The organism is Pseudomonas sp. UFMG81 (assembly GCF_015354575.1).
Classification (GTDB): domain Bacteria; phylum Pseudomonadota; class Gammaproteobacteria; order Pseudomonadales; family Pseudomonadaceae; genus Aquipseudomonas.
Genome location: NZ_JACAFQ010000005.1, coordinates 76,136 through 100,389 on the forward strand (window position 1 = coordinate 76,136; position 24,254 = coordinate 100,389).

The following is a 24,254-nucleotide window of genomic DNA, read 5'->3' on the forward strand; positions in this document are numbered from 1 at the left end:
CGGGGCAAGCCCGCTCCCACAGGATCGAGCGCAGCCTCGGTTATCGAGACCTACCGATCATTCTTCTGGTAAATGATCTTCTTCGTACCACCATCACAGCTGCCGACGACCATGTTCTGATCGCGGACATCACTGTTGGGCACGATCTCCAGCGTGTAGGAGGTCACCCCGCGCGCCTGGATCTTCGCTTCGATCTCGGCCTTCAGTTCTTCGCACGGCTTGGGTGCGGCCAGTGCGGCCGTGGCCAGCAGCGAGGCCAGCATGGCAATTGCGACGCGGATCATGGAGTACGGCTCCTGAAAGGGCAGGCGGGCTGCCGACGCTGTTTAGACTACCGCAAACCGCCGCCGTTGCGCGTTCAGGTCAACAAGGTGGCGTCCAGGCTGATGGTCGCGTTCAGTACCTTCGACACCGGGCACCCGGCCTTGGCCTTGTTGGCGATTTCCTGGAACTGCGCCTCGCTGGCACCCGGCACGCTGGCCTTGAGCGTCAGGTGAACCGCGGTGATGGCGAAGCCCTCGGCCTGCTTGTCCAGGCTGACCTCGGCCTGGGTGTCGATTCGTTCCGCGGTGAAGCCCGCCTCACCCAGCATCATCGACAAGGCCATCGAGAAACACCCGGCATGGGCCGCGCCGATCAGCTCTTCCGGGTTGGTCCCGGGTGAGCCTTCGAAGCGGGTGTTGAACCCGTAAGGCGCTTGCTTGAGCGCGCCGCTTTCAGTGGATAGCTGGCCTTTGCCGTCCTTCAGGCCACCTTGCCAGACCGCCGATGCTGTCTTCTTCATGTTGCCTCCTGGTCACAGGTTGGGTGTCTCTGGTTGTGAGGCCAGGCCCTACGCCAAGTTCAGATCAATCCACTGGCTGGCATTGAATCCTCCGAATATGCCCATACAGAGTCCCCAAGGCCCTTGGCCAACCACCTGCTGCGGAGGCTCCATGACGCACCTGTCCGACCTGAAGATTTCCACCCTCGACCTGGTGCCCGTGCGCGCCGACGGCGGCCCGGCGCAAGCACTGCGCAACTCGCTGGACCTGGCGCAGCATGTCGAGCGCTTCGGCTACAACCGCTTCTGGGTGGCCGAACACCACAACATGGACGGCATCGCCAGCTCGGCCACCGCCGTGCTGATCGGCTACCTGGCCGGCGGCACCTCGAGCATTCGCATCGGCTCCGGCGGGGTGATGCTGCCCAACCACGCGCCGCTGGTGATCGCCGAGCAGTTCGGCACCCTGGCCAGCCTGTACCCGGGCCGCATCGACCTGGGCCTGGGCCGCGCCCCCGGCTCCGACCAGATGACCGCCCGCGCCCTGCGCCGCGAGCGCTCTGGCAGCGCCGACGACTTCCCGGATGACGTCGAGGAGCTGTCGCGCTACCTCGGCCCGCGCACCGACGACCAGAAGGTCATCGCCGTGCCCGGCCACGACACCGAGGTGCCGATGTGGCTACTCGGCTCCAGCCTGTTCAGCGCCCAGCTGGCCGGCATGCGCGGCATGCCCTATGCATTCGCCTCGCACTTCGCGCCGCGCTACATGCACGAGGCGATCCGCATCTACCGCGACCATTTCAAGCCCTCGACCACTCTGGACAAGCCCTACGTGATGCTGGGCATTCCCATGGTCGTGGCCGAAACCGACGAAAAAGCCGAGTACCTGGCCACCTCGGTGTACCAGCGCATCCTGGCGTTGATCCGTGGCCAGAGCCTGATGCAGCGGCCACCGGTCGAGAGCATGAATGGCCTGTGGTTACCCCACGAGCGCGATGCGGTCAGCAGCTTCCTGGGCCTGGCGATGATCGGCAGCCCGCAGAAGGTACGGGCCAAGGTGGAGGTGCTGCTGGAGCAGACCGGGGCGGATGAGCTGATCTTTACCAGTGACCTGTATGAGCATGCAGACCGGATTCGGTCTTATGAATTGATGGCGCAGGCCTTGAAGGCCGAATAATCCATCGCGGGGCAAGTCGCAGCGGCGGTGCGCCGCTGCGACTTGCCCCGCGATTCGGGCCCGTTCAGCCTCGGCGATAGACGATTTCCTTGGCGCCACCTTCACAGGTACCCACCACCTTGCCCACCGGTTCGCCCTTGTTGACGATCTCCAGCGTATAACCCTTCACACCCTTGGCATCGAGCTTGGCAGCAATCTCTGCCTTGAGCTCCTCACACGGCTTGCCCGCCGCCATCGCCCCGCCGGCCACCACCATCAGGCCCACGGCCAGAATCAGTTTGTTCATCGATCGCGTTCCTTGTTCAGAGCAAAGACAGAAAGGGCGCGAAGCCTGCGCCCTGCACCCTTGTTACCCCTTTCGCCAGGTAAGCCTAGCTCAGCTTCGTTTCAGCTGTTGGCGATGCGGAAACCCACCTTCAGCGTCACTTGGAAATGCGCGGCCTTGTTGTCGCGGATATGCCCACGGGTGTCGACCACTTCGAACCATTCCAGGTGCTTGATGCTCTTGCCGGCTTCGGCCAGGGCATTGTTGATCGCGTCTTCGATGCTGGTGGGTGAAGACCCGACCAGTTCGATCTTCTTGTAGGTGTGATGATCGGTCATGAGCGCTCTCCTTGAGTGAAGTGTCAGTTGAGCCTAGCAGCGCAGGCCTGGTTTACCTGCGAACCGGGCCCGGTGCTGAAAGTTCGATCGCACTTTCGCCCGCCCGTGCAGTCGCAACCTGTACACCTCATCCACCGCGAAGGAGAGTCACCATGGCCCACAACTCGCTGCGCAAAGCGTCGCTGGAAAGCATGGAAGCCGAGATCGAGAGCCTGCTCAAGACCTTGGAGCACCTCAAACACGACGCCTCGGAAGAATCGCAGAAAACCATGAAGGCGCTGCGCGGCAGTGCCGAAAGCGCCCTCAAACACTCGCGCAGCCTGCTCAGCGATGCCTATGCGGATGTTAAAACCCGCACCCGCGAAACCAGCATCGCCACCCGTGACTATGCCCAGCAACACCCCTGGACCACCGCCGGTGTGGCCGTTGGTGCCCTTGGCCTGCTGGCCGCCTACCTGATGTGCCGCCGCAACTAACCCGCCTGCCGTTGCAGCTCCTGGCGCAGCCACTGCGCCAGTTGTTCGGCGCGCCCGTCATCGGCGCGCCGTGGTACCCACAGAGCCAAGGCCGCGCGGGTGGGTGAAAAGCCCCACGGCGCGGCCAGCCGCCCGGCCTTGAGGTCGTCCGCCACCAGTGGCTGTGGTGCGATAGCCACCCCCAGCCCGGCTACCGCTGCTTCCAGCAGGTAGTACAGGTGCTCGAAAGCCTGGCCGTAATTCAATGCTTCAGGCGCCAAGCCCTGCTGCTCTGCCCACGTCGGCCAAGCCTGCGGGCGCGAGGTGGTGTGGAGCACTGCCTCTCGTTGCAAAGCCACGGCTGGCGCGGCTTTCAAACGATCGAAGCCTTCGAAGTGCGGGCTCAGCACCGGACCGATTCGCTCCTCGGCGAGCACATGCACCTGCATGTCCGCCGGCCACGGTGGCTCGGCATACACCAGCAGGGCGTCCAGCCCCGGGCGCCGCGGATCGAGGTCGCCTTCACCCGCCGACAGGTGCAGGCGCAGCTCCGGCAGGTCCGCTTTCAAACGCCCGAGACGCGGGATGAACCAGCGCGCCAGCAGGCTGCCGGAGCAGCCGAGCACGAACGGCGCTTCGTCTGCCGTGCGCGAAAGCTCGGCACACACGCCGCGCAAGCGGTCGAACGCCTCGAAACTGGCATCGCGCAGGCGCACGCCGGCATCTGTGAGTTTGACGCCACGTCCGTCCTTGACGAACAGCGCTACCCCAAGGTGCTCTTCAAGCACCTTGATCTGCCGGCTGACCGCGCCGTGGGTCACATGCAGCGCTTCGGCGGCCTGGCTGACGCTGTTGAGCCGGGCCGTGGCCTCGAAGGCGCGCAAGGCGTTGAGGGGAGGGAGATCCTGGGCCATATGACTTGTGAGATTTCCTGACAGGTTTGCGCAATCTTATCGGTTTTCAGGGCGGCGTTGCATCGTTAGAGTAGAGCCTATCCACCGTGTTGGTTGCTTCGCGGGCAAGCCCGCTCCCACAGGTTCGGTACCAATTTCGGCATCTCGCCATTCCTGTGGGAGCGGGCTTGCCCGCGAATGAAGCCAACACGGTCTCAACCTCTGAATCGCCTATGGAGCGCCCCATGTCCCAGTCCCAATACCGCCCCGGCCCCGACGCCAACGGCCTGTTCGGCTCGTTCGGCGGCCGCTACGTGGCCGAAACCCTGATGCCGCTGGTGCTCGACCTTGCCCGCGAATACGAAGCCGCCAAGGCCGACCCCAAGTTCCTCGAAGACCTGGCCTACTTCCAGCGCGACTACATCGGCCGCCCCAACCCGCTGTACTTCGCCGAGCGCCTGACCGAGCACTGCGGCGGCGCCAAGATCTTCTTCAAGCGTGAAGAGCTCAACCACACCGGCGCGCACAAGGTGAACAACTGCATCGGCCAGGTGCTGCTGGCCAAGCGCATGGGCAAGAAGCGCCTGATCGCCGAGACCGGCGCCGGCATGCACGGCGTGGCCACCGCCACCGTCGCTGCCCGCTTCGGCCTGCCCTGCGTGATCTACATGGGCGCCACCGACATCGAGCGCCAGCAGGCCAACGTATTCCGCATGAAGCTCTTGGGCGCCGAAATCGTCCCGGTCACTGCCGGCACCGGCACCCTGAAAGACGCCATGAACGAAGCCCTGCGCGACTGGGTCACCAACGTCGACGACACCTTCTACCTGATCGGTACCGTGGCAGGTCCCCACCCGTACCCGGCGATGGTCCGCGACTTCCAGTCGATCATCGGCAAAGAGACCCGCGCCCAGTTGCAAGAGAAAGAAGGGCGCCTGCCCGACAGCCTGATCGCCTGCGTCGGCGGTGGCTCCAACGCCATGGGCCTGTTCCACGACTTCCTCGAAGATGAAAGCGTCAAGATCATCGGCGTCGAAGCCGGCGGCCACGGCGTGCACACCGACAAGCACGCGGCCAGCCTCAACGGCGGCGTACCAGGCGTGCTGCACGGCAACCGCACCTACCTGCTGCAGGACGCCGACGGCCAGATCACCGATGCCCACTCGATTTCCGCAGGCCTGGACTACCCCGGCATCGGCCCGGAGCACGCCTACCTGCACGAAGTGAAGCGCGTGGAATACGTCAGCATCACCGACGACGAAGCCCTCGACGCCTTCCACATCAGCTGCCGCCTGGAAGGCATCATCCCGGCGCTGGAAAGCTCCCACGCCCTGGCCGAGGCGATCAAGCGCGCCCCGACCCTGCCCAAGGACCACCTGATGGTGATCTGCCTGTCCGGTCGTGGCGACAAGGACATGCAAACCGTGATGAACCATATGGCTGCCCAGGAGAAACAGGCATGAGCCGTCTTGAACAACGTTTCGCCGAACTCAAGGCCGAAGGCCGCGCCGCCCTGGTCACCTTCGTCACCGCTGGCGACCCTGGCTACGACGCCTCGCTGAAGATCCTCAAGGGCCTGCCGGCCGCCGGCGCCGACGTGATCGAGCTGGGCATGCCGTTCACCGACCCGATGGCCGATGGCGTAGCCATCCAGCTCGCCACCCTGCGCGCCCTGGAAGCGGGCCAGACCCTGGCCAAGACCCTGCAGATGGTTCGCGAATTCCGCGTGGACAACCAGGCCACGCCGATCGTGCTGATGGGTTACTACAACCCGATCCACCGTTTTGGTGTGGACAAGTTCGTCGCCGAGGCGAAAGAGGCCGGCGTCGATGGCCTGATCATCGTCGACCTGCCACCGGAGCACGACGCCGAGCTGGCCACCCCGGCCCAGGCCGCGGGCATCGACTTCATCCGCCTGACCACCCCGACCACCGACGACGTGCGCCTGCCGCGCGTGTTGGAGCGCAGCTCCGGGTTCGTCTACTACGTGTCGGTGGCGGGTGTGACCGGTGCCGGTTCGGCGACCACCGAGCATGTGACCGAGGCCGTGGCCCGCCTGCGCCGGCATACCGACCTGCCGATCAGCGTTGGTTTTGGTATTCGTACGCCAGAGCAGGCTGCCGCCATCGCCCGCCTGGCCGACGGTGTGGTGGTGGGCTCGGCGCTGGTCGACAAGATCGCCCAGGCGAAGGATGCCGACCAGGCTGTGAATGACGTGCTGAGCCTGTGCTCGGCACTGGCTGAAGGGGTGCGCGCGGCCCGTAACTGAGAGCGAGGGCCTCGCCCTCGATCGCCGGCAAGCCGGCTCCCACAAGACCTGTGGGAGCCGGCTTGCCGGCGATAGGGCCCGTCAGAGCAACCTAGCCTTCAAAGATCGACAGATCCAGCGGCCTGATCGCCCCCATCCAGATCGCATGGTCGCGGTGATCCGCCAGTTCATCGCCGGTCTCCGGGTGCAGGAACACCACCAACCCCTTGCGATACAGCGCCAGCCACGGCAGCACCACCCCCACCACCTCCGGCCCGAATGCCAGCTGGCAGCTCCAGTCCGGGTGCGGCCCGACCGGCTTCTGGTGCATGCGCCCCATGGTCACGCCAAACAGCCGCGTTGCCTCTTCGCACAGCTCGCGGGCCTGCTCCATGGTCGACGCGTCGTAGTACACGTGGGCGTGGTAACCCTTGATCCTTTGCACGGTGGCTCCTGGTTGCGTTGAATACCTGAAGTCTACGCCATCCCTGTAGGAGCGGCCTTGTGTCGCGAAAGGGCTGCAACGCAGCCCCTGGGCTTCAGCGTTATCGCGAAGATTGCCGGGGCCGCTCTGCGGCCCTTTCGCGGCACAAGGCCGCTCCTACAGGCGACGCTTATCACTGGCTGCGCTCCTGCTCCAGCCAATCCACGAACCGCTCGATCAACGCCCCACGCCGCTTGCGCGGCGGCAGCACCACGTAATACCCGCGCTTCGAGCGTAAACTCCCCTCCAACGGCCGGCACAGCAAGCCTTGCTCGACCAGCCCGTCCACCAGATGCCCCCAGCCGATCGCCACCCCCTGGCCGGCAATCGCCGCCTGAATCAGCAGGGTGTAATTGTCGAACCGCAACTGCCCGGCCGGCGGCGGGCTGTCCACGCCAAACCCGCGAAAGACCCCCGCCCAGTCGAACCAGCGGCTGGCCTGCTCACCCCGCAAATGGAGCAAGGGCAATCGTTGCAAAGCCACGGCTGACAAGGGTTTGCCATGAATCAGCCGAGGGCTGCATACCGGGAAAACTTCCTCATCGAACAACCAGCGGCTCTCTCCCTGATGGAAGCGTCCATCACCGAACAACACCGCCACATCGATGTCCGGGCGCAGCATCGCCTGGCTGCGCTCGCCGGTCACCAGGCTCACGTCCACCTGTGGATAAGCCTCGTGGAAACGCTGCAAACGCGGCATCAACCAGAACGCCGCAAAGGCAAAGTCGGTAGCCACCTGCAGCACCTCGCGCTGGCCGCGCCCACTGGCTTGGGCAACGCCATCGTCCATCGCCTGCAAACCTTGATGCACCTGCTCGAACAACAGCAACCCCGCCTCGGTCAGCTCGATGCCCCGGTAGATCCGGTCGAACAACCGCGTGCCCAACTGCGCCTCCAGGCGCTTCATCTGCTGGCTGACCGCCGGCTGGGTGGTGCCCAATTCCACGGCGGCAGCGGTGAAGCTGCGCAGGCGGGCGGCGGCCTCGAACACGCGCAAGGTGTCGAGGGGCAGGTCGGCAAGGTGCTCAAACATAAGCTTGGCTTATCCCAGTCATTGCCCGGCATGGGCTTTACCCCTGTTATCCACAGCAGCATGCTGGATTGCAAGCGGTACCCATAACTCTCGACGATGGAAGGCACCCATGAAGCGACCCAACATCCTGTTCATCATGGCCGATCAGATGGCCGCGCCCTTGCTGCCGATCTACGCCCCATCGCCGATCAAGATGCCCCACCTGGCCCGCCTCGCCGAGCAGGCCGTAGTGTTCGACAGTGCCTATTGCAACAGCCCGCTGTGCGCGCCGTCGCGCTTCACCCTGGTCAGCGGCCAGTTGCCCAGCCGCATCGGCGCCTTTGACAACGCCGCCGACTTCCCCGCCGACGTACCCACCTACGCCCACTACCTGCGCCGCCTCGGCTACCGCACCGCGCTGTCGGGCAAGATGCACTTCTGCGGCCCGGACCAGTTGCACGGCTACGAAGAGCGGCTGACCAGCGACATCTACCCGGCCGACTACGGCTGGGCGGTGAACTGGGATGAACCGGACGTGCGCCCGAGCTGGTACCACAACATGTCCTCGGTGCTGCAGGCCGGGCCCTGCGTGCGCACCAACCAGCTGGATTTCGATGAAGAGGTGGTGTTCAAGACGCGCCAGTACCTCTACGACCATGTGCGCGAGGATGACGGCCGGCCGTTCTGCCTGACCGTCTCCATGACCCACCCCCACGACCCGTACACCATCCCCAGGCACTACTGGGATCTGTACGAGGCTGTGGATATCCCGCTGCCACGCGACGAAATCGCCCAAGGCCAGCAGGACCCCCACTCGCAACGCCTGCTCAAGGTCTACGACCTGTGGAACAAGCCGCTGCCCGTGGACAAGATCCGCGACGCCCGCCGCGCCTACTTCGGCGCCTGCAGCTACATCGACGACAACATCGGCAAGCTGCTGCAAACCCTCGAAGACTGCGGCCTGGCCGACGACACCCTGATCGTGTTCTCGGGCGACCACGGCGACATGCTTGGCGAGCGTGGGCTCTGGTACAAGATGCACTGGTTCGAGATGTCGGCGCGGGTACCGCTGTTGATCCATGCGCCCAAGCGCTTCGGGCCGGCCCGCGTAAGCGCCAGCGTGTCCACCTGCGACCTGCTGCCAACCCTGGTCGAACTGGCCGGCGGCGCTGTGGATAACCAGCTGCACCTGGACGGCCGTTCGCTGCTGGGCCACCTGCAAGGGCAGGGCGGGCATGACGAGGTGATTGGCGAATACATGGCCGAAGGCACGGTGGGCCCGCTGATGATGATCCGCCGAGGCCCCTACAAGTTCGTGTACAGCGAAGACGACCCATGGCTACTCTACGACCTGAGCCGCGACCCGCACGAGCGGGAGAACCTCACCGGCAGCCCGGACCACCAGGCGCTGCTGCAGGCATTTGCCGATGAAGCCAAACAGCGCTGGGACATCCCGGCCCTGCGTCAGCAGGTGCTGGCCAGCCAGCGGCGGCGCCGCCTGGTGGCCGAAGCGCTGGCCATCGGCAAGCTGAAAAGCTGGGACCACCAACCGCTGGTGGACGCCAGCCAACAGTACATGCGCAACCATATCGATCTCGACGACCTCGAGCGCAAGGCACGTTATCCACAGCCCGCACCCATGGATTGAGAAGAGAGGCCGCCATGCACAAGTTCTCCACCGCCGTGTTCGCCCTGGCCCTGAGCCTGGGCACGGCCCACGCCGCCGACAGCGACGCGCAATGCAGCACCGTGAAACTGGCCGACCCTGGCTGGAGCGATATCGCCAGCACCAACGCCGTGACCCGGCTGCTGCTGGAAAGCCTGGGTTACCAGGTGAAGATCGACAGCCTGGCCGTGCCGATCATCTACGGCGGCCTGAAGGATGGCCGGGTGGATGCTTTCCTCGGCAACTGGATGCCGGCGCAGCAGGGCTTCCATGACAAGTTCATCGCCAACGGCGATGTGCAGCAACTGGCGAAAAACCTCGAAGGCACTGAGTTCACCCTGGCAGTGCCCGACTATGTGTGGAACGCGGGCGTGAAGGACTTCGCCGACCTGCAAAAGCATGCCGAGCAGTTCGACAAGAAGCTCTACGGGATTGGCTCGGGCGCGCCGGCCAACTTGTCGCTCAAAGAAATCATCGACAAAAACGAGTTCGACCTGGGGCAGTGGAAGCTGGTCGAGTCCAGCGAGCAGGCGATGCTGGCGCAGGTGGACCGGGCGGTGAAGAAGGGGCAGTTCATTACCTTCCTGGGCTGGACCCCGCACCCGATGAACGTGAAGCTGAAGATGCATTACCTCACGGGTGGAGAGAAATGGTTCGGCAGCAAGGGCGATGTTTACACCCTGACGCGCAAAGGTTATCCACAAGCGTGCCCGAATGCGGCAAAGCTGCTGGGGAATTTGAAGTTCTCGCTGGAGATGGAGAACAGCATCATGGCCGAGGTTGTGGATAAGAAAGTGAGCTTCGATGAGGCGGCCAAGGCTTGGGTGAAGGCGCATCCGCAGCTGCTGGAAGGGTGGTTGGCTGGAGTGACCACTAAGGCCGGCGGTGGGGCCTCCGAAGCGGTGAAAGCCAAGCTCTGATGTTCATCTGTTAGGCTGCTGGGGCCGCGTTGCGGCCCTTTTGCGACACAAGGCCGCTCCTACAGGAGAGCGCGTGCCCCTTGTAGGAGCGGCCTTGTGCCGCGAAACGAGGGCGAAGCCCTCGCCTGCAATGTCGAATGTTGCTCGGATACCAGGACCGATAGATGCCTCGCCTTGCTTACCTGCTGCCCTTCCTCACCTGGCTCCCCCGCCAATCGGGCCGCAGCCTGCGCCAGGACCTGCTGGTGGGCCTGAGCGGCGCCATCCTTGCCCTGCCGCAGTCCATCGCCTACGCCCTGATCGCCGGCCTGCCCGCCGAATACGGCCTGTACGCCGCCATCGTCCCCGTGCTGATCGCCTGCCTGTGGGGCTCGTCCTGGCACCTGATCTGCGGCCCCACCGCCGCCATCTCCATCGTCCTCTACACCAGCATCAGCCCGCTGGCCGTGGCCGGCAGCGCCGACTACGTGACCCTGGTACTGCTGCTGACCTTCCTTGGCGGCATCTTCCAGTTGCTGCTGGGGCTGTTGCGCTTTGGTGCGCTGGTCAATTTCGTTTCCCACTCGGTAGTGCTGGGCTTCACCCTCGGCGCCGCCATCGTCATCGCCCTTGGGCAGCTGCCGAACCTGCTGGGGATGGACCTGCCGAGCCAGGCCACGGCGTTGAAGACCGTGCAGGACCTGGCCGGGCACATGGGCGAAGTGGATGTGCCATCGCTGGCCCTGGGGCTGGCCACGCTGGTCATCGGCATTGCCCTGAAACTGTGGCGCCCGCGCTGGCCAAGCCTGTTGATAAGCCTGCTGCTGGTCAGCGTGACGGCCTGGCTGCTGCCCGGCTACTTCGCCCATGTGCCCAGGGTGGCTGCGTTCACCGGGCAGCTCCCGCCGTTCAGCCCGCTGCCTCTGCTGGACGTGGAACTGATGCTGCGCCTGCTGCCCAGCGCTGTGGCGGTGGGCATGCTGGGGCTGGTCACCAGCCTGTCGATTGCCCGCTCGTTGTCGGCACGTTCGGAGCAACTGATCGACCCAGACCAGGAAATCCGCGCACAGGGCCTGTCGAATATCGGCGGCGCGTTTTTCTCCGGTTACCTGTCCGCAGGTTCCTTCACTCGCTCGGGCCTGAGCTACGACGCCGGTGCCCGCTCGCCGCTGGCCGGGGTGTTCTCGGCGCTCTGGGTGGCACTGTTCGCCGTGACTGGCGCTGGGCTGATCGCTCACCTGCCGATCCCGGCGATGGCGGGGAGCATCCTGCTGATCTGCTGGGGGCTGGTGGATTATCGCGGCATTCGCGCGCTGTTCCGGGTCAGCCGTTCGGAGTTCCTGGTGATGGCGCTCACCGCTGCCGCGACGTTGCTGCTGGAGCTGCAGACGGCGATTTATGCCGGGGTGCTGGCGTCGCTGTTCTTCTACCTCAAGCGCACGTCGCGGCCACGGGTGCAACAGAGCAGGGAAGGGGAGTCGGATGTGTTGCGAGTTGGCGGGTCAATCTTCTTTGGCGCGGCGCACTACCTGCAAGTGCGTTTGCAGCGCTGCCAGGGACCGCATGTGGTGATCGATGCGCGGCAGGTGAACTTCATCGATTACTCGGGTGTGGATATGTTGCACCGCGAGGCGCGGCGGCTGATGCGCAGTGGCGGGAGCCTGACGTTGCAGCGGGCAAGGCCGCAGGTGGTGGAGGAGTTGCAGAAGCTGGAAGGGGTTGAACTGTGCCCCATTCGATTTGAGGAATGATCTTCAGATCATGGGGCTGCTGCGCAGCCCTTTCGCGACACAAGGCCGCTCCTACAGGGGACCGCGATTTCCTGTAGGAGCGGCCTTGTGTCGCGAAAGGGCCGCAATGCGGCCCCAAAATCTCGAATTCAGCCGCGAGCTAGCTGCCGACGCAGCTCATCCAGCACCGGCCCGGTCTCAGGCCGAACCCCACGCCAAATGAAGAACGCCTCGGCCGCCTGCTCCGCCAGCATCCCCAACCCATCCAGCACCTTAGCCGCACCCAGCTTGCTCGCCCACTGGCAGAACGGCGTCGGCTCCTTGCCATACATCATGTCGTAGCAAACGGTACGCCCCGCCTCGACCAGGCTGTCGGCAATCGGCGGCAGCTCGCCCGCCAGGCTCGCCGAGGTGGCGTTGATGATCACGTCCACCGGCTCCTGCAACCAGGCAAAACCGCTGGCCACCACCGGCCCCAGCTCGTCGAACTCACGGGCCAGTTGCTCAGCCTTTTCTACGGTACGGTTGGCGATCACCAGTGACTGCGGCTTGTGCGCCAGGATCGGCTCCAGCACGCCACGCACCGCGCCACCGGCACCCAGGATGAGGATGCGCTTGCCGGCCAGCTCGACCCCGGCGTTGACGGTAAGGTCGCGCACAAGCCCGGCGCCATCGGTGTTGTCACCCTGCAGCGTGCCGTCGGCCAGCTTGCTCAAGGTGTTCACCGCGCCGGCACGCTGGGCACGCGGGGTGAGGCTGTCGCACAGGCGGTAGGCCTCTTCCTTGAACGGCACGGTGACGTTGGCGCCGCTGCCTTGCTTGAAGAAGCCCCGGGCGCAGTCGCTGAACTCGTCCAGCGGCGCCAGCAGGGTGGCGTACTCCAGGTCCTCGCCGGTCTGGTCGGCGAACAGGCGGTGGATCAGCGGCGACTTGCTGTGGCCGATGGGGTTACCGAAAACGACGTACTGGTCCATGGGTGATCCTCGGGTTTCCACAGGCTTACTGGGCGAGCCAGTCGCGGTCTTGCAGGAAGTACTCGGTCAGGCGTGCTTCTTCGCTGCCAGGCTCGGCTTTCCAGTCGTAGCCCCAACGCACTTGCGGCGGCAGCGACATGAGGATCGACTCGGTGCGGCCACCGGACTGCAGGCCGAACAGGGTGCCACGGTCGTAGACCAGGTTGAACTCCACATAACGACCCCGACGGTATTCCTGGAATTCACGCTGAGCCGGGGTGTACGGGGTGCCCTTGCGGCGCTGGACGATCGGCAGGTAAGCCTCGACGTAGGCGTCACCGATGGCGCGGATGAAGGCGAAGCAGGTGTCGAAGTCCCACTCGTTCAGGTCATCGAAGAACAGGCCGCCAATGCCGCGCGGCTCGCCACGGTGCTTGAGGTGGAAGTAGCGGTCGCACCAGGCCTTGTAGCGCGGGTACACGTCGGCGCCGAACGGCGCGCAGGCCTGCTCGGCCACGCGGTGCCAGTGCACGCAGTCTTCTTCGTTGCCGTAGTAGGGGGTCAGATCGAAGCCGCCACCGAACCACCACACGGCTTCTTCGCCTTCTTTTTCGGCGATGAAGAACCGCACGTTGGCGTGGGAGGTCGGCACATGCGGGTTGTGCGGGTGGATCACCAGCGACACGCCCAGCGCCTCGAAACCACGGCCCGCCAGCTCCGGGCGGTGGGCACTGGCCGACGGCGGCAGGCCGCTGCCGAACACGTGGGAGAAGTTCACGCCGCCTTTCTCGATCACCTTGCCATCGCCGATCACCCGCGTGCGACCGCCGCCGCCGGCATCGCGCACCCAGGCATCCTCGACGAAGCGGGCGCCGCCGTCTTCGTTCTCGAGGGCAGTGCAGATGCGGTCTTGCAGGTCGAGCAGGTAGGCTTTCACGGCCTCGGTGCGGCTGGTCATCGGGTCACCTGGAAGGAGCGGGGAAAATTCGCCGCGTAGCATACCACCGGCAAACCCCGCGCCGCAGTTGACGGCGATCAAGCAAAGGCGTCCGATAGAAAGCCTTTGCAGCCCGAATGACAGGAGTGTGTGATGGCCAAGCGTATCCAGTTCAGCCAGCATGGCGGCCCGGAAGTGTTGCAGCTGGTGGAGTTCGACCCGGCCCCGCCCGGCCCGCAGCAGGTGCGCGTGCGCAACCATGCGATCGGCCTGAACTTCATCGACACCTATTTCCGTGGCGGGTTGTATGCGCCACCGTCACTGCCTTCCGGGCTGGGTACCGAAGCGGCGGGGGTGGTCGAGGCGGTGGGCGAGGGGGTCAGCCGGATCAAGGTCGGCGACCGCGTGGCCTATGCCGGCGGGCCGCTGGGGGCTTACAGCGAGGTGCATACGCTGCCGGAGGCCAACCTGGTCAAGTTGCCCGAGGCGATCAGCTTCGAGCAGGCCGCGGCGGTGATGCTCAAGGGGCTGACCACGCAGTACCTGCTCAAGCAGACCTACGCCGTGCAGCCGGGGGATTTCGTGCTGTTCCATGCGGCTGCCGGTGGGGTGGGGTCTCTGGCTTGCCAATGGGCCAAGGCGCTGGGGGCCAAGCTGATCGGGACTGTCAGCTCCGCCGAGAAGGCTGAACGGGCCAAGGCGCTTGGGGCCTGGGCGACCATCGACTACAGCCGTGAAGACGTCGCCAAGCGCGTGCTGGAACTGACCGACGGTCAGAAATGCCCGGTGGTGTATGACGGCGTAGGGGCGGATACCTGGCTGACTTCGCTGGATTGCCTGAAGCCGCGTGGATTGATGGTCAGCTTTGGCAATGCCTCTGGCGCGGTGACCGGGGTGAACCTTGGCATCCTGTCGCAGAAGGGCTCGTTGTATGTCACCCGGCCGACGCTGGCGAGTTATGCCAACAACGCCGAGAACACCCAGGCCATGGCCGATGACCTGTTCGCGATGATCGCCAGTGGCAAGCTGGTGGTGGATATCCAGCAGCGGTATCCGTTGAGTGAGGCGGCCAAGGCGCAGAGTGAGTTGTCTGCGCGACGGACTGTCGGTTCGACTGTTCTTCTGCCTTGAGATCCTGGGGCTGCTGCGCAGCCCTTTCGCGACACAAGGCCGCTCCTACAGAGGATCGCGATCACCTGTAGGAGCGGCCTTGTGTCGCGAAAGGGGCGCGCAGCGGCCCCAGCAGACCCAAGTCAAACGCAAGTTCAAAACATAGCCCGCGATAGCGCCAACTTAGTCACTAGAACCTTGGTTCACTGGCGCCGACTCAATGCCCTCAAGCATCGCCTCCACCACCCCCTCCGCCATTTCCAACGAATGCAGGCTGGACCAGAACATCCCCCGCCCCTCGTCCCGCAGGTGGTCGAGCGCCTTGATGCCGGTGTCGTAGGCGCAGCGCAAGTAGAGCGCTACATGCACCNCAAGGCCGCTCCTACAGAGGATCGCGCTCACCTGTAGGAGCGGCCTTGTGTCGCGAAAGGGGCGCGCAGCGGCCCCAGCAGACCCAAGTCAAACGCAAGTTCAAAACATAGCCCGCGATAGCGCCAACTTAGTCACTAGAACCTTGGTTCACTGGCGCCGACTCAATGCCCTCAAGCATCGCCTCCACCACCCCCTCCGCCATTTCCAACGAATGCAGGCTGGACCAGAACATCCCCCGCCCCTCGTCCCGCAGGTGGTCGAGCGCCTTGATGCCGGTGTCGTAGGCGCAGCGCAGGTAGAGCGCTACATGCACCAGGGCGTCGTGTGGGGAGACGTCGGGGTTCACGGAAAAGAGGGGCGGATGACCGGCATCGCAGCGGCCGAAGGGGTGGGTGGAGGTATTGGGGAGAGGTGGATCGGGGACGATCTTTTTCATCATGAGATCTCGCATCTAGGCCGGCACGCATCCGTTACCACACGGATGGGTGGCAGCTGCATACGGGGTGGTAAACCGGGAGAGATCTCAAAACCCGGCAGGCACGAGGCCTCCCGCATGCAGCCACCATAGACTGCCAAGATCTCTCCCTGCTCGGGTTACCACACCCGATCGCCAAGTTATTCGGCGACGGTCTGGAGCCTAGAGGCAGGAGTTCCCACTGAGAAGGTAATGGCGGTCGACAGGCTGCGTAGGATATTTCTCTGAATTCGAGATGGGCAGCCTTGGGAATCAAAATCAGAAAATGCTGAAGCTAGCACGGACCCTGTGGGAGCTGGCTTGCCAGCGATAGGGCCAGTTCAGGCAATGAGGTTGCCCCTGCTGGCCTCATCGCTGGCAAGCCAGCTCCCACAAAGGTTGCTCACAGGGCTTGGGGTCTCACCCCGGACGAACGATCTCGCCGGTCGCCAAATCCCGAATCACACTCGGATTCTTCCGCCCCCCCAACGCCCCACCCAGCACCATGTCCAGCTGCTTGTGGAAATACTGCTCCACCCGCAACCGGCTCTTGGCCGCCGGGCGCCCAGCCGGGTTGCAGGACGTGGAAATCAACGGCCCGACCAACGCACACAGCTCCCGTACCTGTGGATGATCACTGACCCGCAGCGCCACGCTGTCATGCTGCCCGGTCACCCACTCGGGCAGCAGGTCCTGGTGCGGCACCAGCCAGGTGTTCGGCCCCGGCCAGGTGGCGGCCATGCGGTCGATCCAGTCCTGGGGGAAGTCTTCGAACAGGAAGTCGAACTGGTGAATGCTGTCGGCGACCAGGATCAGGCCTTTATCCACAGGCCGCGACTTGAGCGCCAGCAGGCGATACACCGCGTCTTCGTTCCATGGGTCGCAGCCCAGGCCCCAGACCGCTTCGGTTGGATAGGCGATCACCGCACCCGCCTTGATCTCACGCGCGGCTTGTTGCACACGCCAACTGCTCACCATTTGATATCTCTCCGCCTATAAGCCTTGGGCGCAGTGTACTTAGGCCGACCTTGCAAACCAACGCCCGGCTTCATTGCTGACCCGGCCCTCGAGCTCCAGCTCGGTGAGGCTGGCCAGCACCTGGGCCAACGGCTGGCCGCTGCTGTGTGCCAAGCCTTCGGTGGTGTGGGGCGCGGCGTGGAGCAAGGCCAGCAGCGGATGGTCGGATTTGCCCACAGGGGCAGCAGGCAGGTTCTGCCAACCGCGCAGGCTGTCGAGGATCTGTTCCACGCTCTCCACCAGTAGCGCGCCGTCGCGGATCAGCTGGTGGCAGCCCTTGGCGCCGGGGTGGTGGATGGAGCCGGGAATGGCATACACCTCGCGCCCTTGTTCGGCGGCAAGCCGGGCGGTGATCAACGAGCCGCTGGCAATGCTCGCCTCGACCACCAGCACACCCAGCGACAGCCCACTGATGATCCGGTTGCGCCGGGGGAAGTTGCCGGCCAACGGCCCGGCATCCAATGGGTACTCGGAAACCAGCGCGCTACCGCTGTCGAGCATCGCCCGGGCGAGGTCGCGGTGGCGCTGTGGATAAAGTTTTTGCAACCCCGTGCCGAGCACCCCGATGGTGTGCCCGCCGGCCTTCAGCGCGGCCCGATGAGCGGCACCGTCAACGCCCAGCGCCAGCCCGCTGGTGATAGTGAAGCCGGCTTGCGCCAGGCAACGCGAAAACGCACCTGCGGTATCCAGCGCCGGCGGTGAAGCACGCCTGCTGCCCACAATTGCCAACTGAGGGTGCTCCAGCAAAGCAGGGTCACCGGCGACGAACAGCAGCGGCGGCGGGTCGTCGATTTCACCCAGCAACGCGGGATACCCAGGCCCGTCCCACATCAGTAAATGCTGCCCCGAGCGCTCTAGCCAGGCCATTGCAGCCAATGCACCGTCGCGCACCTCGGGGCTGCGCCGGGCCTCGATACTGGCCGCCGACAGCCCCAATGCGCGCCAGGCACTGGCCGGCGCACTGAGTGCCGACGAGGCATTGCCAAAGGCTTCGATGAGGGTATGAAAACGCCGCAGGCCAGTGTCGGGCAGGCGATGCAGACGCAACCGCGCCTCCAGTTCGGCAGGTGGGCAAGGCGACGAACGGGGTGTAGTCATAAAGGATCATCCTTGATCGAAAAGGGGCCATCGGCGTGGCACAAGCTGTGGATAACTGTGTTGATAACGCTTTGAAAAGCTGTCCATCAAATCGGCAATAAGCCGCCCTTTCACACCCTAGCCGAGCTTTCACAGGTGCCTTGGCCACCTTTTCCCTTTATTATGTGTGCTCAGTTTTCAACCGACCGCACAGTGACTGCCTGACCCCTATGGCCATTTTGAACATTCTCGAATTCCCCGATCCGCGCCTGCGTACCATTGCCAAACCGGTAACGGTGTTCGACGACGCCCTGCGTCAGCTGATCGACGACATGTTCGAAACCATGTACGAGGCCCCGGGCATCGGCCTGGCGGCGACCCAGGTCAACGTGCACCAGCAGGTCGTGGTGATGGACCTGAGCGAAGACCGCAGCGAGCCGCGCGTGTTCATCAACCCCAGCGTCGAAGAGCTGACCCACGACATGGGCCAGTACCAGGAAGGCTGCCTGTCGGTGCCGGGCTTCTACGAAAACGTCGACCGCCCGCTGCGTGTCCGGGTCAAGGCCCAGGACCGCGACGGCAAGCCCTACGAGCTCGAAGCCGAAGGCCTGCTGGCGGTGTGCGTGCAGCACGAATTCGATCACCTCAACGGCAAGCTGTTCGTCGACTACCTGTCGCAGCTCAAACGTGACCGGATCAAGAAGAAGCTGGAAAAGCAGCACCGCCAGCAAGCCTGATCCCTCCCTTCCAGAAGGCTTGCTCCGGCAAGCCTTTTTCTTTTTTGCAGCGAGAACTCCATGCGCATCGTCTTTGCTGGCACCCCAGAGTTTGCCGCCGAACACCTCAAGGCCCTGCTCGACAGCCCGTACGAGATCGTGGCCGTCTACACCCAGCCGGACCGCCCAGCCGGCCGTGGCCAGAAGCTCATGCCGAGCGCGGTCAAGGCCCTGGCCGTGGCCCATGACATCCCGGTGTACCAGCCGCAGACCCTGCGCAATGCCGACGCCCAGGCCGAGCTTGCCGCGCTGAAGCCGGACCTGATGGTGGTGGTCGCCTACGGCCTGATCCTGCCGCAAGCGGTGCTGGATATTCCGCGCCTGGGTTGCATCAACAGCCACGCCTCGCTGCTGCCACGCTGGCGCGGTGCGGCGCCGATCCAGCGCGCCGTGGAGGCGGGTGACGCCGAGAGCGGCGTGACCGTGATGCGCATGGAAGCGGGCCTGGATACCGGCCCGATGCTGCTGAAAGTGGTCACGCCGATCAGCGCCGACGACACCGGCGGCAGCCTGCACGACCGCCTCGCCGAAATGGGCCCGCCTGCGGTGATCCAAGCCATCGCCGGCCTGGCCGACGGCAGCCTGCAAGGCGAAGTGCAGGACGATGCCCTGGCCACCTACGCACACAAGCTGAACAAAGACGAAGCGCGCATCGACTGGAGCCGCCCGGCGGTGGAGCTTGAGCGCCTGATCCGCGCCTTCAACCCTTGGCCTGTGTGCCACAGCACCCTGGACGGCGAAAGCGTGAAGGTGCTGGCCGCCAACTTGTCCACAGCCCAGGGCGCCCCGGGCGAAATCCTGTCGGCCAGCAAAGATGGCCTGGTAGTCGCCTGCGGTGACCAGGCCCTGAGCCTGACCCGCCTGCAACTGCCGGGTGGCAAAGCGCTGAACTTCGCTGACCTGTTCAACAGCCGTCGCGAGAAATTCGCCAACGGCAAGGTGCTCGGCCAATGAATCCACGCCTGGCTGCCGCCCGTGCCTTGGCCGCTGTGCTCAGCGGCAAGGCTTCGCTGAACAGCTCGTTGCCGGCGCAACTGGACAAGGTCGATGAGCGCGACCGTGGCCTGACCCAGGACCTGGCCTTCGGCACCGCCCGCTGGCAGCCGCGCCTGGACCTGCTGGCCGCGCAACTGCTGCAGAAGCCGTTCAAGGCCGCTGACGCCGATGTGCAGGCGCTGCTGCTGGTCGGCCTGTACCAGCTGTTCTACACCCGCATCCCGGCCCACGCCGCCATCGGCGAAACCGTCGGTTGTGCCGACAAGCTGAAGAAGCCGTGGGCCAAGGCCCTGCTCAATGCCGTGCTGCGCCGTGCCCAGCGCGAAGGCGAGGCACTGCTGGCCGGCATGGAGCGCGACCCGGTGGTGCGCACTGCCCACCCGCGCTGGCTGCAAAAGGCGCTCAAGGCCTTCTGGCCGGAGCAGTGGGAAGCCATCTGCGCCGCCAACAACGCCCACCCGCCGATGATCCTGCGCATCAACCGTCGCCATCACAGCCGCGACGCTTACCTCGCGCTGCTGGCCGAGGCCGGTATCGGCGCCAGCGCCTGCCAGTACAGCCGTGACGGCATTGTGCTGGCCGAAGCCTGTGATGTGCGCGGCCTGCCGGGCTTCGCCGAGGGTTGGGTCAGCGTGCAGGACGAAGCCGCGCAGTTGTCGGCCGACCTGCTGGAACTGGCCCCCGGCCAACGTGTGCTCGACGCCTGCTGCGCCCCGGGCGGCAAGACCTGCCACCTGCTCGAAGCCGAACCGGGCTTGGCGCACATGGTCGCCATCGACCTCGAGGCCAAGCGCCTGACCCGCGTGCGCGAGAACCTCGACCGCCTCAAGCTCGATGCCGAGCTGATCGCCTGCGATGCCCGCGACACCGCCAGCTGGTGGGACGGCAAGCAATTCCAACGCATCCTGCTCGACGCCCCCTGCTCGGCCACCGGCGTGATCCGCCGCCACCCGGACATCAAGTTGACCCGCCAGGCCGACGACATCCCGGCCCTGGCCGCGCTGCAAGGCGAGCTGCTCGATGCCCTGTGGCCGACCCTGGAAGTGGGCGGCATGCTGCTGTACGCCACCTGCTCCAGCCTGCCGACCGAGAACACCGAAGTGATCGACGCCTTCCTTGCACGCACCCCGGGTGCCCGCGAGCTGGACCTGGCCACCGAGGCCGGCCTGCGCCAGCCCCACGGCCGCCAGTTGCTGGCCCAGGAAGGCGGCCACGACGGTTTCTACTATGCCAAGCTGATCAAGATCGCCGCCTCGCGGTAAGCACAAGAACGTAGGGAGTAGTGGATGAAGATCATCATCCTCGGCGCAGGGCAGGTAGGCGGTACGCTGGCGGAACACCTGGCCAGCGAAGCCAACGACATTACCGTGGTCGACACCGACAGCGAGCGCCTGCGCGACCTGGGCGATCGCCTGGACATCCGCACCGTGCAGGGCCGCGCCTCGCTGCCGACGGTGCTGCGCCAGGCCGGCGCCGACGACGCCGACATGCTGGTGGCGGTGACCAACAGCGACGAGACCAACATGGTCGCCTGCCAGGTGGCCTACTCGCTGTTCCACACCCCGACCAAGATCGCCCGGGTACGCGAGTCGGCCTACCTCACCCGCGAAGAGCTGTTCGACAACGACCATATCCCGGTGGACGTGCTGATCAGCCCCGAGCAGGTGGTGACCAACTACATCAAGCGCCTGATCGAACACCCAGGCTCGCTGCAGGTGATCGACTTCGCCGAGGGCAAGGCCCAGCTGGTGGCGGTCAGGGCCTATTACGGCGGGCCGCTGGTGGGCCAGCAACTGCGCCAGATCCGCGCCCACATGCCCAACGTCGACACCCGCGTGGCGGCGATCTTCCGCCGCGACCGGCCGATCACGCCACGGGGCGACACGGTGATCGAGGCCGACGACGAGGTGTTCTTCATTGCCGCGAAGAAGGACATCCGCGCGGTGATGGGCGAGCTGCGCCGCATCGACGAGACCAACAAGCGTGTGGTGATCGCCGGTGGCGGGCAGATCGGCGAGCGCCTGGCCGAGGCCATCGAAAGCCGCTACCAGGTGAAGATCATCGAGATGAACCCGGCGCGCTGCCGGCACCTTTCCGACACCCTGGAAAGCACCGTGGTGCTGCAGGGCAGCGCCTCGGACAAGGACCTGATGCTGGAAGAGAACATCGCCGACGCCGACATTTTCCTGGCCCTGACCAACGACGACGAGGCCAACATCATGGCGTCGCTGCTGGCCAAGCGCCTGGGTGCGCGCAAGGTGATGACCATCATCAACAACCCGGCCTATGTCGACCTGGTGCAGGGCGGCGACATCGACATCGCCATCAGCCCGCAGCTGGCCACCATCGGCACGCTGCTGGCCCACGTGCGCCGCGGCGATATCGTCAGTGTGCACTCGTTGCGCCGTGGCGCGGCCGAGGCCATCGAGGCGGTAGCGCATGGTGATTCGAAGTCGAGCAAGGTGGTGGGCAAGGCCATCGAGGACATCGCCCTGCCGCCGGGCACCACCATCGGCGCGATCATCCGCGACGAGGAAGTGCTGATCGCCCACGACGACACGGTGATCGAGTCGGGCGACCATGTGATCCTGTTCGTTGTGGATAAAAAGCATATTCGGGACGTGGAGAAGCTGTTCCACGTGGGCTTGAGTTTCTTCTAAAGGAGCAGGGCATGCGCGAATCGCTGGAGAAGATGCTGGCCAAGGGTGTGGATAACCCGCTGCTGCGCTTTGGCCTGGGCAAGGCCTGGCTGGATGAAGGCAATGGCGCCGAGGCGGCGGTACACCTGGCCAGTTGCGTGAAGCAGGACCCCAAGTATTCGGCGGCGTGGAAGCTGCTGGGCAAGGCCTATCAGCTGCAGGGTGACCTGGCTGGGGCGCGCAAGGCCTGGGAGGAGGGGATCGAGGCGGCGCAGGCCCATGGGGACAAGCAGGCCGAGAAGGAGATGACGGTGTTTCTGAAGAAGTTGAACAAAACCTCAAGCTGACGCGGTCCCTTGTACACACCGCAATCCCTGTGGGAGCGGGCTTGCCCGCGAACACCGGCGCAGCCGGTGCCATGCACCGCGGTGCCTGCTTCGCGGGCAAGCCCGCTCCCACAAGGTTCCCTGCTATAGCAAGCAGAGCTGCTGGAAGAGCAGTGGATTTCTCAGTACCAACGCGCCTCACCGGCCGGGCGCTTCTTGAAGCGCTTCATGCTCCACATGTACTGGCTCGGGTACTCGCGCACATAACGCTCGACCACCTTGCTCATGGCCGCCGCCGATTCATTCACATCGGTGCTGTACATGGCCTCTGGCGCCGCTTCCAGGAACACCTTGAAGCCCGAACCATCCGGCAGGCGCAGGGCATGCAGGAACACCCCGACAGCCTTGCCACCGGCCAGCATGTTCGGCACGAACTTGCTGGTCAGCGCCTGGGTACCCAGGAACGGCACGAACACACCTGCCGACTCGGCCGGCTCCGGGTCGGCAGGAATCCCCACCTGGCCACCCCGGCGCACTTCCTTGATCACGCTGAGAATGCCTTCCTTGGTCGAAGGCGCCACGCGGTTGCCCATCTGCACCCGCTGCTCGCGCAGCAGATCATCCACCGCCTTCAGCTTCGGCGGGCGGTAGAAGATGATCGGTTTGCACTGGTTGCAATAGAAGTGGTTGAGCACTTCCCAGTTGCCCAGGTGGCTGGTGATGCCGACCACGCCCTTGCCCGAGGCCAGGGCCTGCTCCAGCACTTCCAGGCCGTGCACTTCCTTGACCAGGTCGAGCGAGCGTTGCGGCGGCCAGATCCAGGCACAGGCGCTTTCGACGAACGATTTGCCGATGTCTTTCAGCGCACGCCCCACCAGTTGCTCACGCTCGGCCGGGTCCATCTCCGGGAAGCACTTGGCCAGGTTGATGCGCACCACGTTGCGCGAGCCGTTGGGGACTTTCCACATCAGCCAGCCGATGCCGGCGCCAACGCGCTGCACAGCGCCCCAGGGCAACTTGGCGAACAGGCGCAGCACCCCGACCATCAGGGCGCCCTTGAACTTTTCCACAGGCGAATTCCTTATTTCAGCAAGGCGCGCATTGTAACCCCTCAGCGCAGCAAGGCGGCGTAGCGATCGCAATCGGTGGTGTGGTCCATGACCATGCCGGTGGCCTGCATGAAGGCGTAGCAGATGGTCGGGCCGACGAAGGTGAAGCCGGCTTTCTGCAACGCCTTGCTCATGGCCTTGGCTTCCTCGGTCACCGCCGGCACGTCGCCCCGGCCCTGGAAGTGGTTGATCTTCGGCTGGCCACCCACGAACGACCACAACCATGCTGCTGGGTTATCCACAGCCAGCCAGGCCAACGCATTGCGGCGAACGGCCTTGAGCTTGAGGCGGTTGCGGATGATGCCGGGGTCAAGCATCAGTTCTTCGATGCGCTCGTCGCTCAGCTGCGACAGTTGCACCGGATCGAAACCGTGCAGCACCTCGCGATAGCGCTCGCGTTTCTTCAATACCGTGATCCATGACAGGCCCGCCTGGAACCCTTCGAGCAAAAGCATCTCGAACAGCAACGCCGGATCGCGCTGCGGCGTTCCCCACTCCTGATCGTGGTAGGCCTGGTACAAGGGGTCGTCGGAACACCAAGAGCAGCGTGGCATAAGG

The 24,254-nt window shown here is 64.9% G+C and carries 27 protein-coding genes and 1 pseudogene; 13 read left to right on the forward strand and 15 right to left on the reverse strand.

Annotation, left to right across the window (positions count from 1 at the left end):
- Window positions 1–50: 50 nt before the first annotated feature.
- Entirely contained in the window at window positions 51–284 is a 234-nt protein-coding gene (locus tag IX761_RS05395) for a DUF1161 domain-containing protein (protein ID WP_194788598.1), read from the reverse strand.
- Window positions 285–358: 74 nt separating this feature from the next.
- Window positions 359–784, reverse strand: coding sequence for an OsmC family protein (locus tag IX761_RS05400; protein WP_194788599.1), 426 nt, complete (start codon window positions 782–784; stop codon window positions 359–361).
- Between the two features lie 151 nt (window positions 785–935).
- Between IX761_RS05400 and IX761_RS05405 the strand changes: the two genes are divergently transcribed.
- Window positions 936–1,940 carry an LLM class flavin-dependent oxidoreductase gene (locus IX761_RS05405; RefSeq protein WP_194788600.1) on the forward strand — a complete coding sequence of 335 codons (1,005 nt, stop codon included), beginning with the start codon at window positions 936–938 and terminating at the stop codon, window positions 1,938–1,940.
- 64 nt (window positions 1,941–2,004) lie between these two features.
- Here the strand turns inward: IX761_RS05405 and IX761_RS05410 are convergent, their stop codons facing one another.
- Together IX761_RS05410 and IX761_RS05415 are read right to left on the reverse strand one after the other, a co-directional pair.
- On the reverse strand, window positions 2,005–2,226 hold the full coding sequence (locus tag IX761_RS05410; RefSeq protein ID WP_194788601.1) for a DUF1161 domain-containing protein: 222 nt from the start codon (window positions 2,224–2,226) through the stop codon (window positions 2,005–2,007).
- A gap of 101 nt (window positions 2,227–2,327) precedes the next feature.
- The gene (locus IX761_RS05415) at window positions 2,328–2,543 is read right to left on the reverse strand and encodes a dodecin (protein ID WP_012269893.1); all 216 of its coding nucleotides are present in this window, start codon (window positions 2,541–2,543) and stop codon (window positions 2,328–2,330) included.
- A 152-nt stretch (window positions 2,544–2,695) separates the two neighbouring features.
- Between IX761_RS05415 and IX761_RS05420 the strand changes: the two genes are divergently transcribed.
- Window positions 2,696–3,019 carry a DUF883 family protein gene (locus IX761_RS05420; RefSeq protein WP_194788602.1) on the forward strand — a complete coding sequence of 108 codons (324 nt, stop codon included), beginning with the start codon at window positions 2,696–2,698 and terminating at the stop codon, window positions 3,017–3,019.
- Here IX761_RS05420 and IX761_RS05425 read toward each other — a convergent pair.
- Complete coding sequence (locus tag IX761_RS05425) at window positions 3,016–3,912, reverse strand: LysR family transcriptional regulator (protein WP_194788603.1); 897 nt, start codon at window positions 3,910–3,912, stop codon at window positions 3,016–3,018. The genes IX761_RS05420 and IX761_RS05425 overlap by 4 nt on opposite strands.
- Before the next feature lie 224 nt (window positions 3,913–4,136).
- Here IX761_RS05425 and trpB point away from each other — a divergent pair, with 224 nt between their 5' ends.
- Both trpB and trpA read left to right on the forward strand, forming a co-directional pair.
- Window positions 4,137–5,354, forward strand: coding sequence for a tryptophan synthase subunit beta (gene trpB / locus IX761_RS05430; RefSeq protein ID WP_194788604.1), 1,218 nt, complete (start codon window positions 4,137–4,139; stop codon window positions 5,352–5,354).
- The gene (gene trpA, locus IX761_RS05435; protein ID WP_194788605.1) at window positions 5,351–6,160 is read left to right on the forward strand and encodes a tryptophan synthase subunit alpha; all 810 of its coding nucleotides are present in this window, start codon (window positions 5,351–5,353) and stop codon (window positions 6,158–6,160) included. The genes trpB and trpA overlap by 4 nt, the downstream gene beginning before the upstream one ends.
- A 91-nt stretch (window positions 6,161–6,251) precedes the next feature.
- Here trpA and IX761_RS05440 read toward each other — a convergent pair whose 3' ends face one another.
- Both IX761_RS05440 and IX761_RS05445 read right to left on the reverse strand, forming a co-directional pair.
- Window positions 6,252–6,584, reverse strand: coding sequence for a DOPA 4,5-dioxygenase family protein (locus IX761_RS05440; protein ID WP_194788606.1), 333 nt, complete (start codon window positions 6,582–6,584; stop codon window positions 6,252–6,254).
- 172 nt (window positions 6,585–6,756) lie between these two features.
- Window positions 6,757–7,656 (reverse strand): choline sulfate utilization transcriptional regulator, encoded by a 900-nt coding sequence (locus IX761_RS05445; protein WP_194788607.1) that lies wholly within the window; start codon window positions 7,654–7,656, stop codon window positions 6,757–6,759.
- Window positions 7,657–7,765: 109 nt separating this feature from the next.
- On the opposite strand from IX761_RS05445, the gene betC reads away from it, so the two are divergent.
- From betC to IX761_RS05460, 3 genes are all read left to right on the forward strand, one after another.
- Window positions 7,766–9,283: a choline-sulfatase gene (gene betC / locus IX761_RS05450; RefSeq protein ID WP_194788608.1), complete on the forward strand. Its 1,518-nt coding sequence runs from the start codon at window positions 7,766–7,768 to the stop codon at window positions 9,281–9,283.
- A 14-nt stretch (window positions 9,284–9,297) separates the two neighbouring features.
- Window positions 9,298–10,221 carry a choline ABC transporter substrate-binding protein gene (gene choX, locus IX761_RS05455; protein ID WP_194788609.1) on the forward strand — a complete coding sequence of 308 codons (924 nt, stop codon included), beginning with the start codon at window positions 9,298–9,300 and terminating at the stop codon, window positions 10,219–10,221.
- 164 nt (window positions 10,222–10,385) lie between these two features.
- Window positions 10,386–11,951, forward strand: a complete 1,566-nt coding sequence (locus IX761_RS05460) for a SulP family inorganic anion transporter (RefSeq protein WP_194788610.1) — start codon at window positions 10,386–10,388, stop codon at window positions 11,949–11,951.
- A 128-nt stretch (window positions 11,952–12,079) separates the two neighbouring features.
- Here the strand turns inward: IX761_RS05460 and aroE are convergent, their stop codons facing one another.
- Window positions 12,080–12,904, reverse strand: a complete 825-nt coding sequence (aroE, locus tag IX761_RS05465; protein WP_194788611.1) for a shikimate dehydrogenase — start codon at window positions 12,902–12,904, stop codon at window positions 12,080–12,082.
- Between the two features lie 25 nt (window positions 12,905–12,929).
- The gene (gene hemF, locus IX761_RS05470; protein ID WP_110994086.1) at window positions 12,930–13,841 is read right to left on the reverse strand and encodes an oxygen-dependent coproporphyrinogen oxidase; all 912 of its coding nucleotides are present in this window, start codon (window positions 13,839–13,841) and stop codon (window positions 12,930–12,932) included.
- A 132-nt stretch (window positions 13,842–13,973) separates the two neighbouring features.
- Between hemF and IX761_RS05475 the strand changes: the two genes are divergently transcribed.
- Window positions 13,974–14,951, forward strand: coding sequence for an NADPH:quinone reductase (locus IX761_RS05475; protein WP_194788612.1), 978 nt, complete (start codon window positions 13,974–13,976; stop codon window positions 14,949–14,951).
- 162 nt (window positions 14,952–15,113) lie between these two features.
- Here IX761_RS05475 and IX761_RS05480 read toward each other — a convergent pair.
- From IX761_RS05480 to dprA, 4 genes and pseudogenes are all read right to left on the reverse strand, one after another.
- A pseudogene (locus IX761_RS05480) lies at window positions 15,114–15,302 on the reverse strand (hypothetical protein); the annotation flags it as partial.
- 127 nt (window positions 15,303–15,429) lie between these two features.
- Complete coding sequence (locus IX761_RS05485; protein ID WP_194788613.1) at window positions 15,430–15,741, reverse strand: hypothetical protein; 312 nt, start codon at window positions 15,739–15,741, stop codon at window positions 15,430–15,432.
- 435 nt (window positions 15,742–16,176) lie between these two features.
- On the reverse strand, window positions 16,177–16,734 hold the full coding sequence (locus tag IX761_RS05490; RefSeq protein ID WP_194788614.1) for an L-threonylcarbamoyladenylate synthase: 558 nt from the start codon (window positions 16,732–16,734) through the stop codon (window positions 16,177–16,179).
- Between the two features lie 39 nt (window positions 16,735–16,773).
- Window positions 16,774–17,871, reverse strand: coding sequence for a DNA-processing protein DprA (dprA, locus tag IX761_RS05495; RefSeq protein ID WP_194788615.1), 1,098 nt, complete (start codon window positions 17,869–17,871; stop codon window positions 16,774–16,776).
- Window positions 17,872–18,080: 209 nt separating this feature from the next.
- Between dprA and def the strand changes: the two genes are divergently transcribed.
- Genes def through IX761_RS05520 form a run of 5 tightly spaced genes read left to right on the forward strand, consistent with a single transcriptional unit; the run spans window position 18,081 to window position 22,608 of the window.
- Complete coding sequence (gene def, locus IX761_RS05500; RefSeq protein ID WP_110994080.1) at window positions 18,081–18,587, forward strand: peptide deformylase; 507 nt, start codon at window positions 18,081–18,083, stop codon at window positions 18,585–18,587.
- Between the two features lie 60 nt (window positions 18,588–18,647).
- On the forward strand, window positions 18,648–19,580 hold the full coding sequence (gene fmt / locus IX761_RS05505; protein ID WP_194788616.1) for a methionyl-tRNA formyltransferase: 933 nt from the start codon (window positions 18,648–18,650) through the stop codon (window positions 19,578–19,580).
- Window positions 19,577–20,884 (forward strand): 16S rRNA (cytosine(967)-C(5))-methyltransferase RsmB, encoded by a 1,308-nt coding sequence (rsmB, locus tag IX761_RS05510; RefSeq protein ID WP_194788617.1) that lies wholly within the window; start codon window positions 19,577–19,579, stop codon window positions 20,882–20,884. Before fmt ends, rsmB begins: the two co-directional genes overlap by 4 nt.
- Before the next feature lie 24 nt (window positions 20,885–20,908).
- Complete coding sequence (gene trkA, locus IX761_RS05515) at window positions 20,909–22,282, forward strand: Trk system potassium transporter TrkA (RefSeq protein WP_194788618.1); 1,374 nt, start codon at window positions 20,909–20,911, stop codon at window positions 22,280–22,282.
- An 11-nt stretch (window positions 22,283–22,293) separates the two neighbouring features.
- Entirely contained in the window at window positions 22,294–22,608 is a 315-nt protein-coding gene (locus IX761_RS05520) for a tetratricopeptide repeat protein (protein WP_194788619.1), read from the forward strand.
- A gap of 161 nt (window positions 22,609–22,769) precedes the next feature.
- Here IX761_RS05520 and IX761_RS05525 read toward each other — a convergent pair whose 3' ends face one another.
- Together IX761_RS05525 and IX761_RS05530 are read right to left on the reverse strand one after the other, a co-directional pair.
- The gene (locus IX761_RS05525) at window positions 22,770–23,657 is read right to left on the reverse strand and encodes a lysophospholipid acyltransferase (protein WP_194788620.1); all 888 of its coding nucleotides are present in this window, start codon (window positions 23,655–23,657) and stop codon (window positions 22,770–22,772) included.
- 41 nt (window positions 23,658–23,698) lie between these two features.
- Window positions 23,699–24,250 (reverse strand): DNA-3-methyladenine glycosylase I, encoded by a 552-nt coding sequence (locus IX761_RS05530; RefSeq protein WP_194788621.1) that lies wholly within the window; start codon window positions 24,248–24,250, stop codon window positions 23,699–23,701.
- Window positions 24,251–24,254 lie beyond the last annotated feature (4 nt).

Bases quoted from the DNA above. Each gene is read 5' to 3' on its own strand.
- IX761_RS05490 (WP_194788614.1), bottom strand. From the start codon at position 16,734: ATGGTGAGCAGTTGGCGTGTGCAACAAGCCGCGCGTGAGATCAAGGCG.
- fmt (WP_194788616.1), top strand. From the start codon at position 18,648: ATGCGCATCGTCTTTGCTGGCACCCCAGAGTTTGCCGCCGAACACCTC.
- IX761_RS05425 (WP_194788603.1), bottom strand. From the start codon at position 3,912: ATGGCCCAGGATCTCCCTCCCCTCAACGCCTTGCGCGCCTTCGAGGCC.
- IX761_RS05405 (WP_194788600.1), top strand. From the start codon at position 936: ATGACGCACCTGTCCGACCTGAAGATTTCCACCCTCGACCTGGTGCCC.
- trkA (WP_194788618.1), top strand. From the start codon at position 20,909: ATGAAGATCATCATCCTCGGCGCAGGGCAGGTAGGCGGTACGCTGGCG.
- IX761_RS05395 (WP_194788598.1), bottom strand. From the start codon at position 284: ATGATCCGCGTCGCAATTGCCATGCTGGCCTCGCTGCTGGCCACGGCC.
- aroE (WP_194788611.1), bottom strand. From the start codon at position 12,904: ATGGACCAGTACGTCGTTTTCGGTAACCCCATCGGCCACAGCAAGTCG.
- IX761_RS05420 (WP_194788602.1), top strand. From the start codon at position 2,696: ATGGCCCACAACTCGCTGCGCAAAGCGTCGCTGGAAAGCATGGAAGCC.
- IX761_RS05460 (WP_194788610.1), top strand. From the start codon at position 10,386: ATGCCTCGCCTTGCTTACCTGCTGCCCTTCCTCACCTGGCTCCCCCGC.
- IX761_RS05485 (WP_194788613.1), bottom strand. From the start codon at position 15,741: ATGATGAAAAAGATCGTCCCCGATCCACCTCTCCCCAATACCTCCACC.
- IX761_RS05415 (WP_012269893.1), bottom strand. From the start codon at position 2,543: ATGACCGATCATCACACCTACAAGAAGATCGAACTGGTCGGGTCTTCA.
- IX761_RS05400 (WP_194788599.1), bottom strand. From the start codon at position 784: ATGAAGAAGACAGCATCGGCGGTCTGGCAAGGTGGCCTGAAGGACGGC.
- IX761_RS05475 (WP_194788612.1), top strand. From the start codon at position 13,974: ATGGCCAAGCGTATCCAGTTCAGCCAGCATGGCGGCCCGGAAGTGTTG.
- trpB (WP_194788604.1), top strand. From the start codon at position 4,137: ATGTCCCAGTCCCAATACCGCCCCGGCCCCGACGCCAACGGCCTGTTC.
- betC (WP_194788608.1), top strand. From the start codon at position 7,766: ATGAAGCGACCCAACATCCTGTTCATCATGGCCGATCAGATGGCCGCG.
- trpA (WP_194788605.1), top strand. From the start codon at position 5,351: ATGAGCCGTCTTGAACAACGTTTCGCCGAACTCAAGGCCGAAGGCCGC.
- rsmB (WP_194788617.1), top strand. From the start codon at position 19,577: ATGAATCCACGCCTGGCTGCCGCCCGTGCCTTGGCCGCTGTGCTCAGC.
- hemF (WP_110994086.1), bottom strand. From the start codon at position 13,841: ATGACCAGCCGCACCGAGGCCGTGAAAGCCTACCTGCTCGACCTGCAA.
- IX761_RS05410 (WP_194788601.1), bottom strand. From the start codon at position 2,226: ATGAACAAACTGATTCTGGCCGTGGGCCTGATGGTGGTGGCCGGCGGG.
- choX (WP_194788609.1), top strand. From the start codon at position 9,298: ATGCACAAGTTCTCCACCGCCGTGTTCGCCCTGGCCCTGAGCCTGGGC.
- dprA (WP_194788615.1), bottom strand. From the start codon at position 17,871: ATGACTACACCCCGTTCGTCGCCTTGCCCACCTGCCGAACTGGAGGCG.
- IX761_RS05520 (WP_194788619.1), top strand. From the start codon at position 22,294: ATGCGCGAATCGCTGGAGAAGATGCTGGCCAAGGGTGTGGATAACCCG.
- def (WP_110994080.1), top strand. From the start codon at position 18,081: ATGGCCATTTTGAACATTCTCGAATTCCCCGATCCGCGCCTGCGTACC.
- IX761_RS05530 (WP_194788621.1), bottom strand. From the start codon at position 24,250: ATGCCACGCTGCTCTTGGTGTTCCGACGACCCCTTGTACCAGGCCTAC.
- IX761_RS05445 (WP_194788607.1), bottom strand. From the start codon at position 7,656: ATGTTTGAGCACCTTGCCGACCTGCCCCTCGACACCTTGCGCGTGTTC.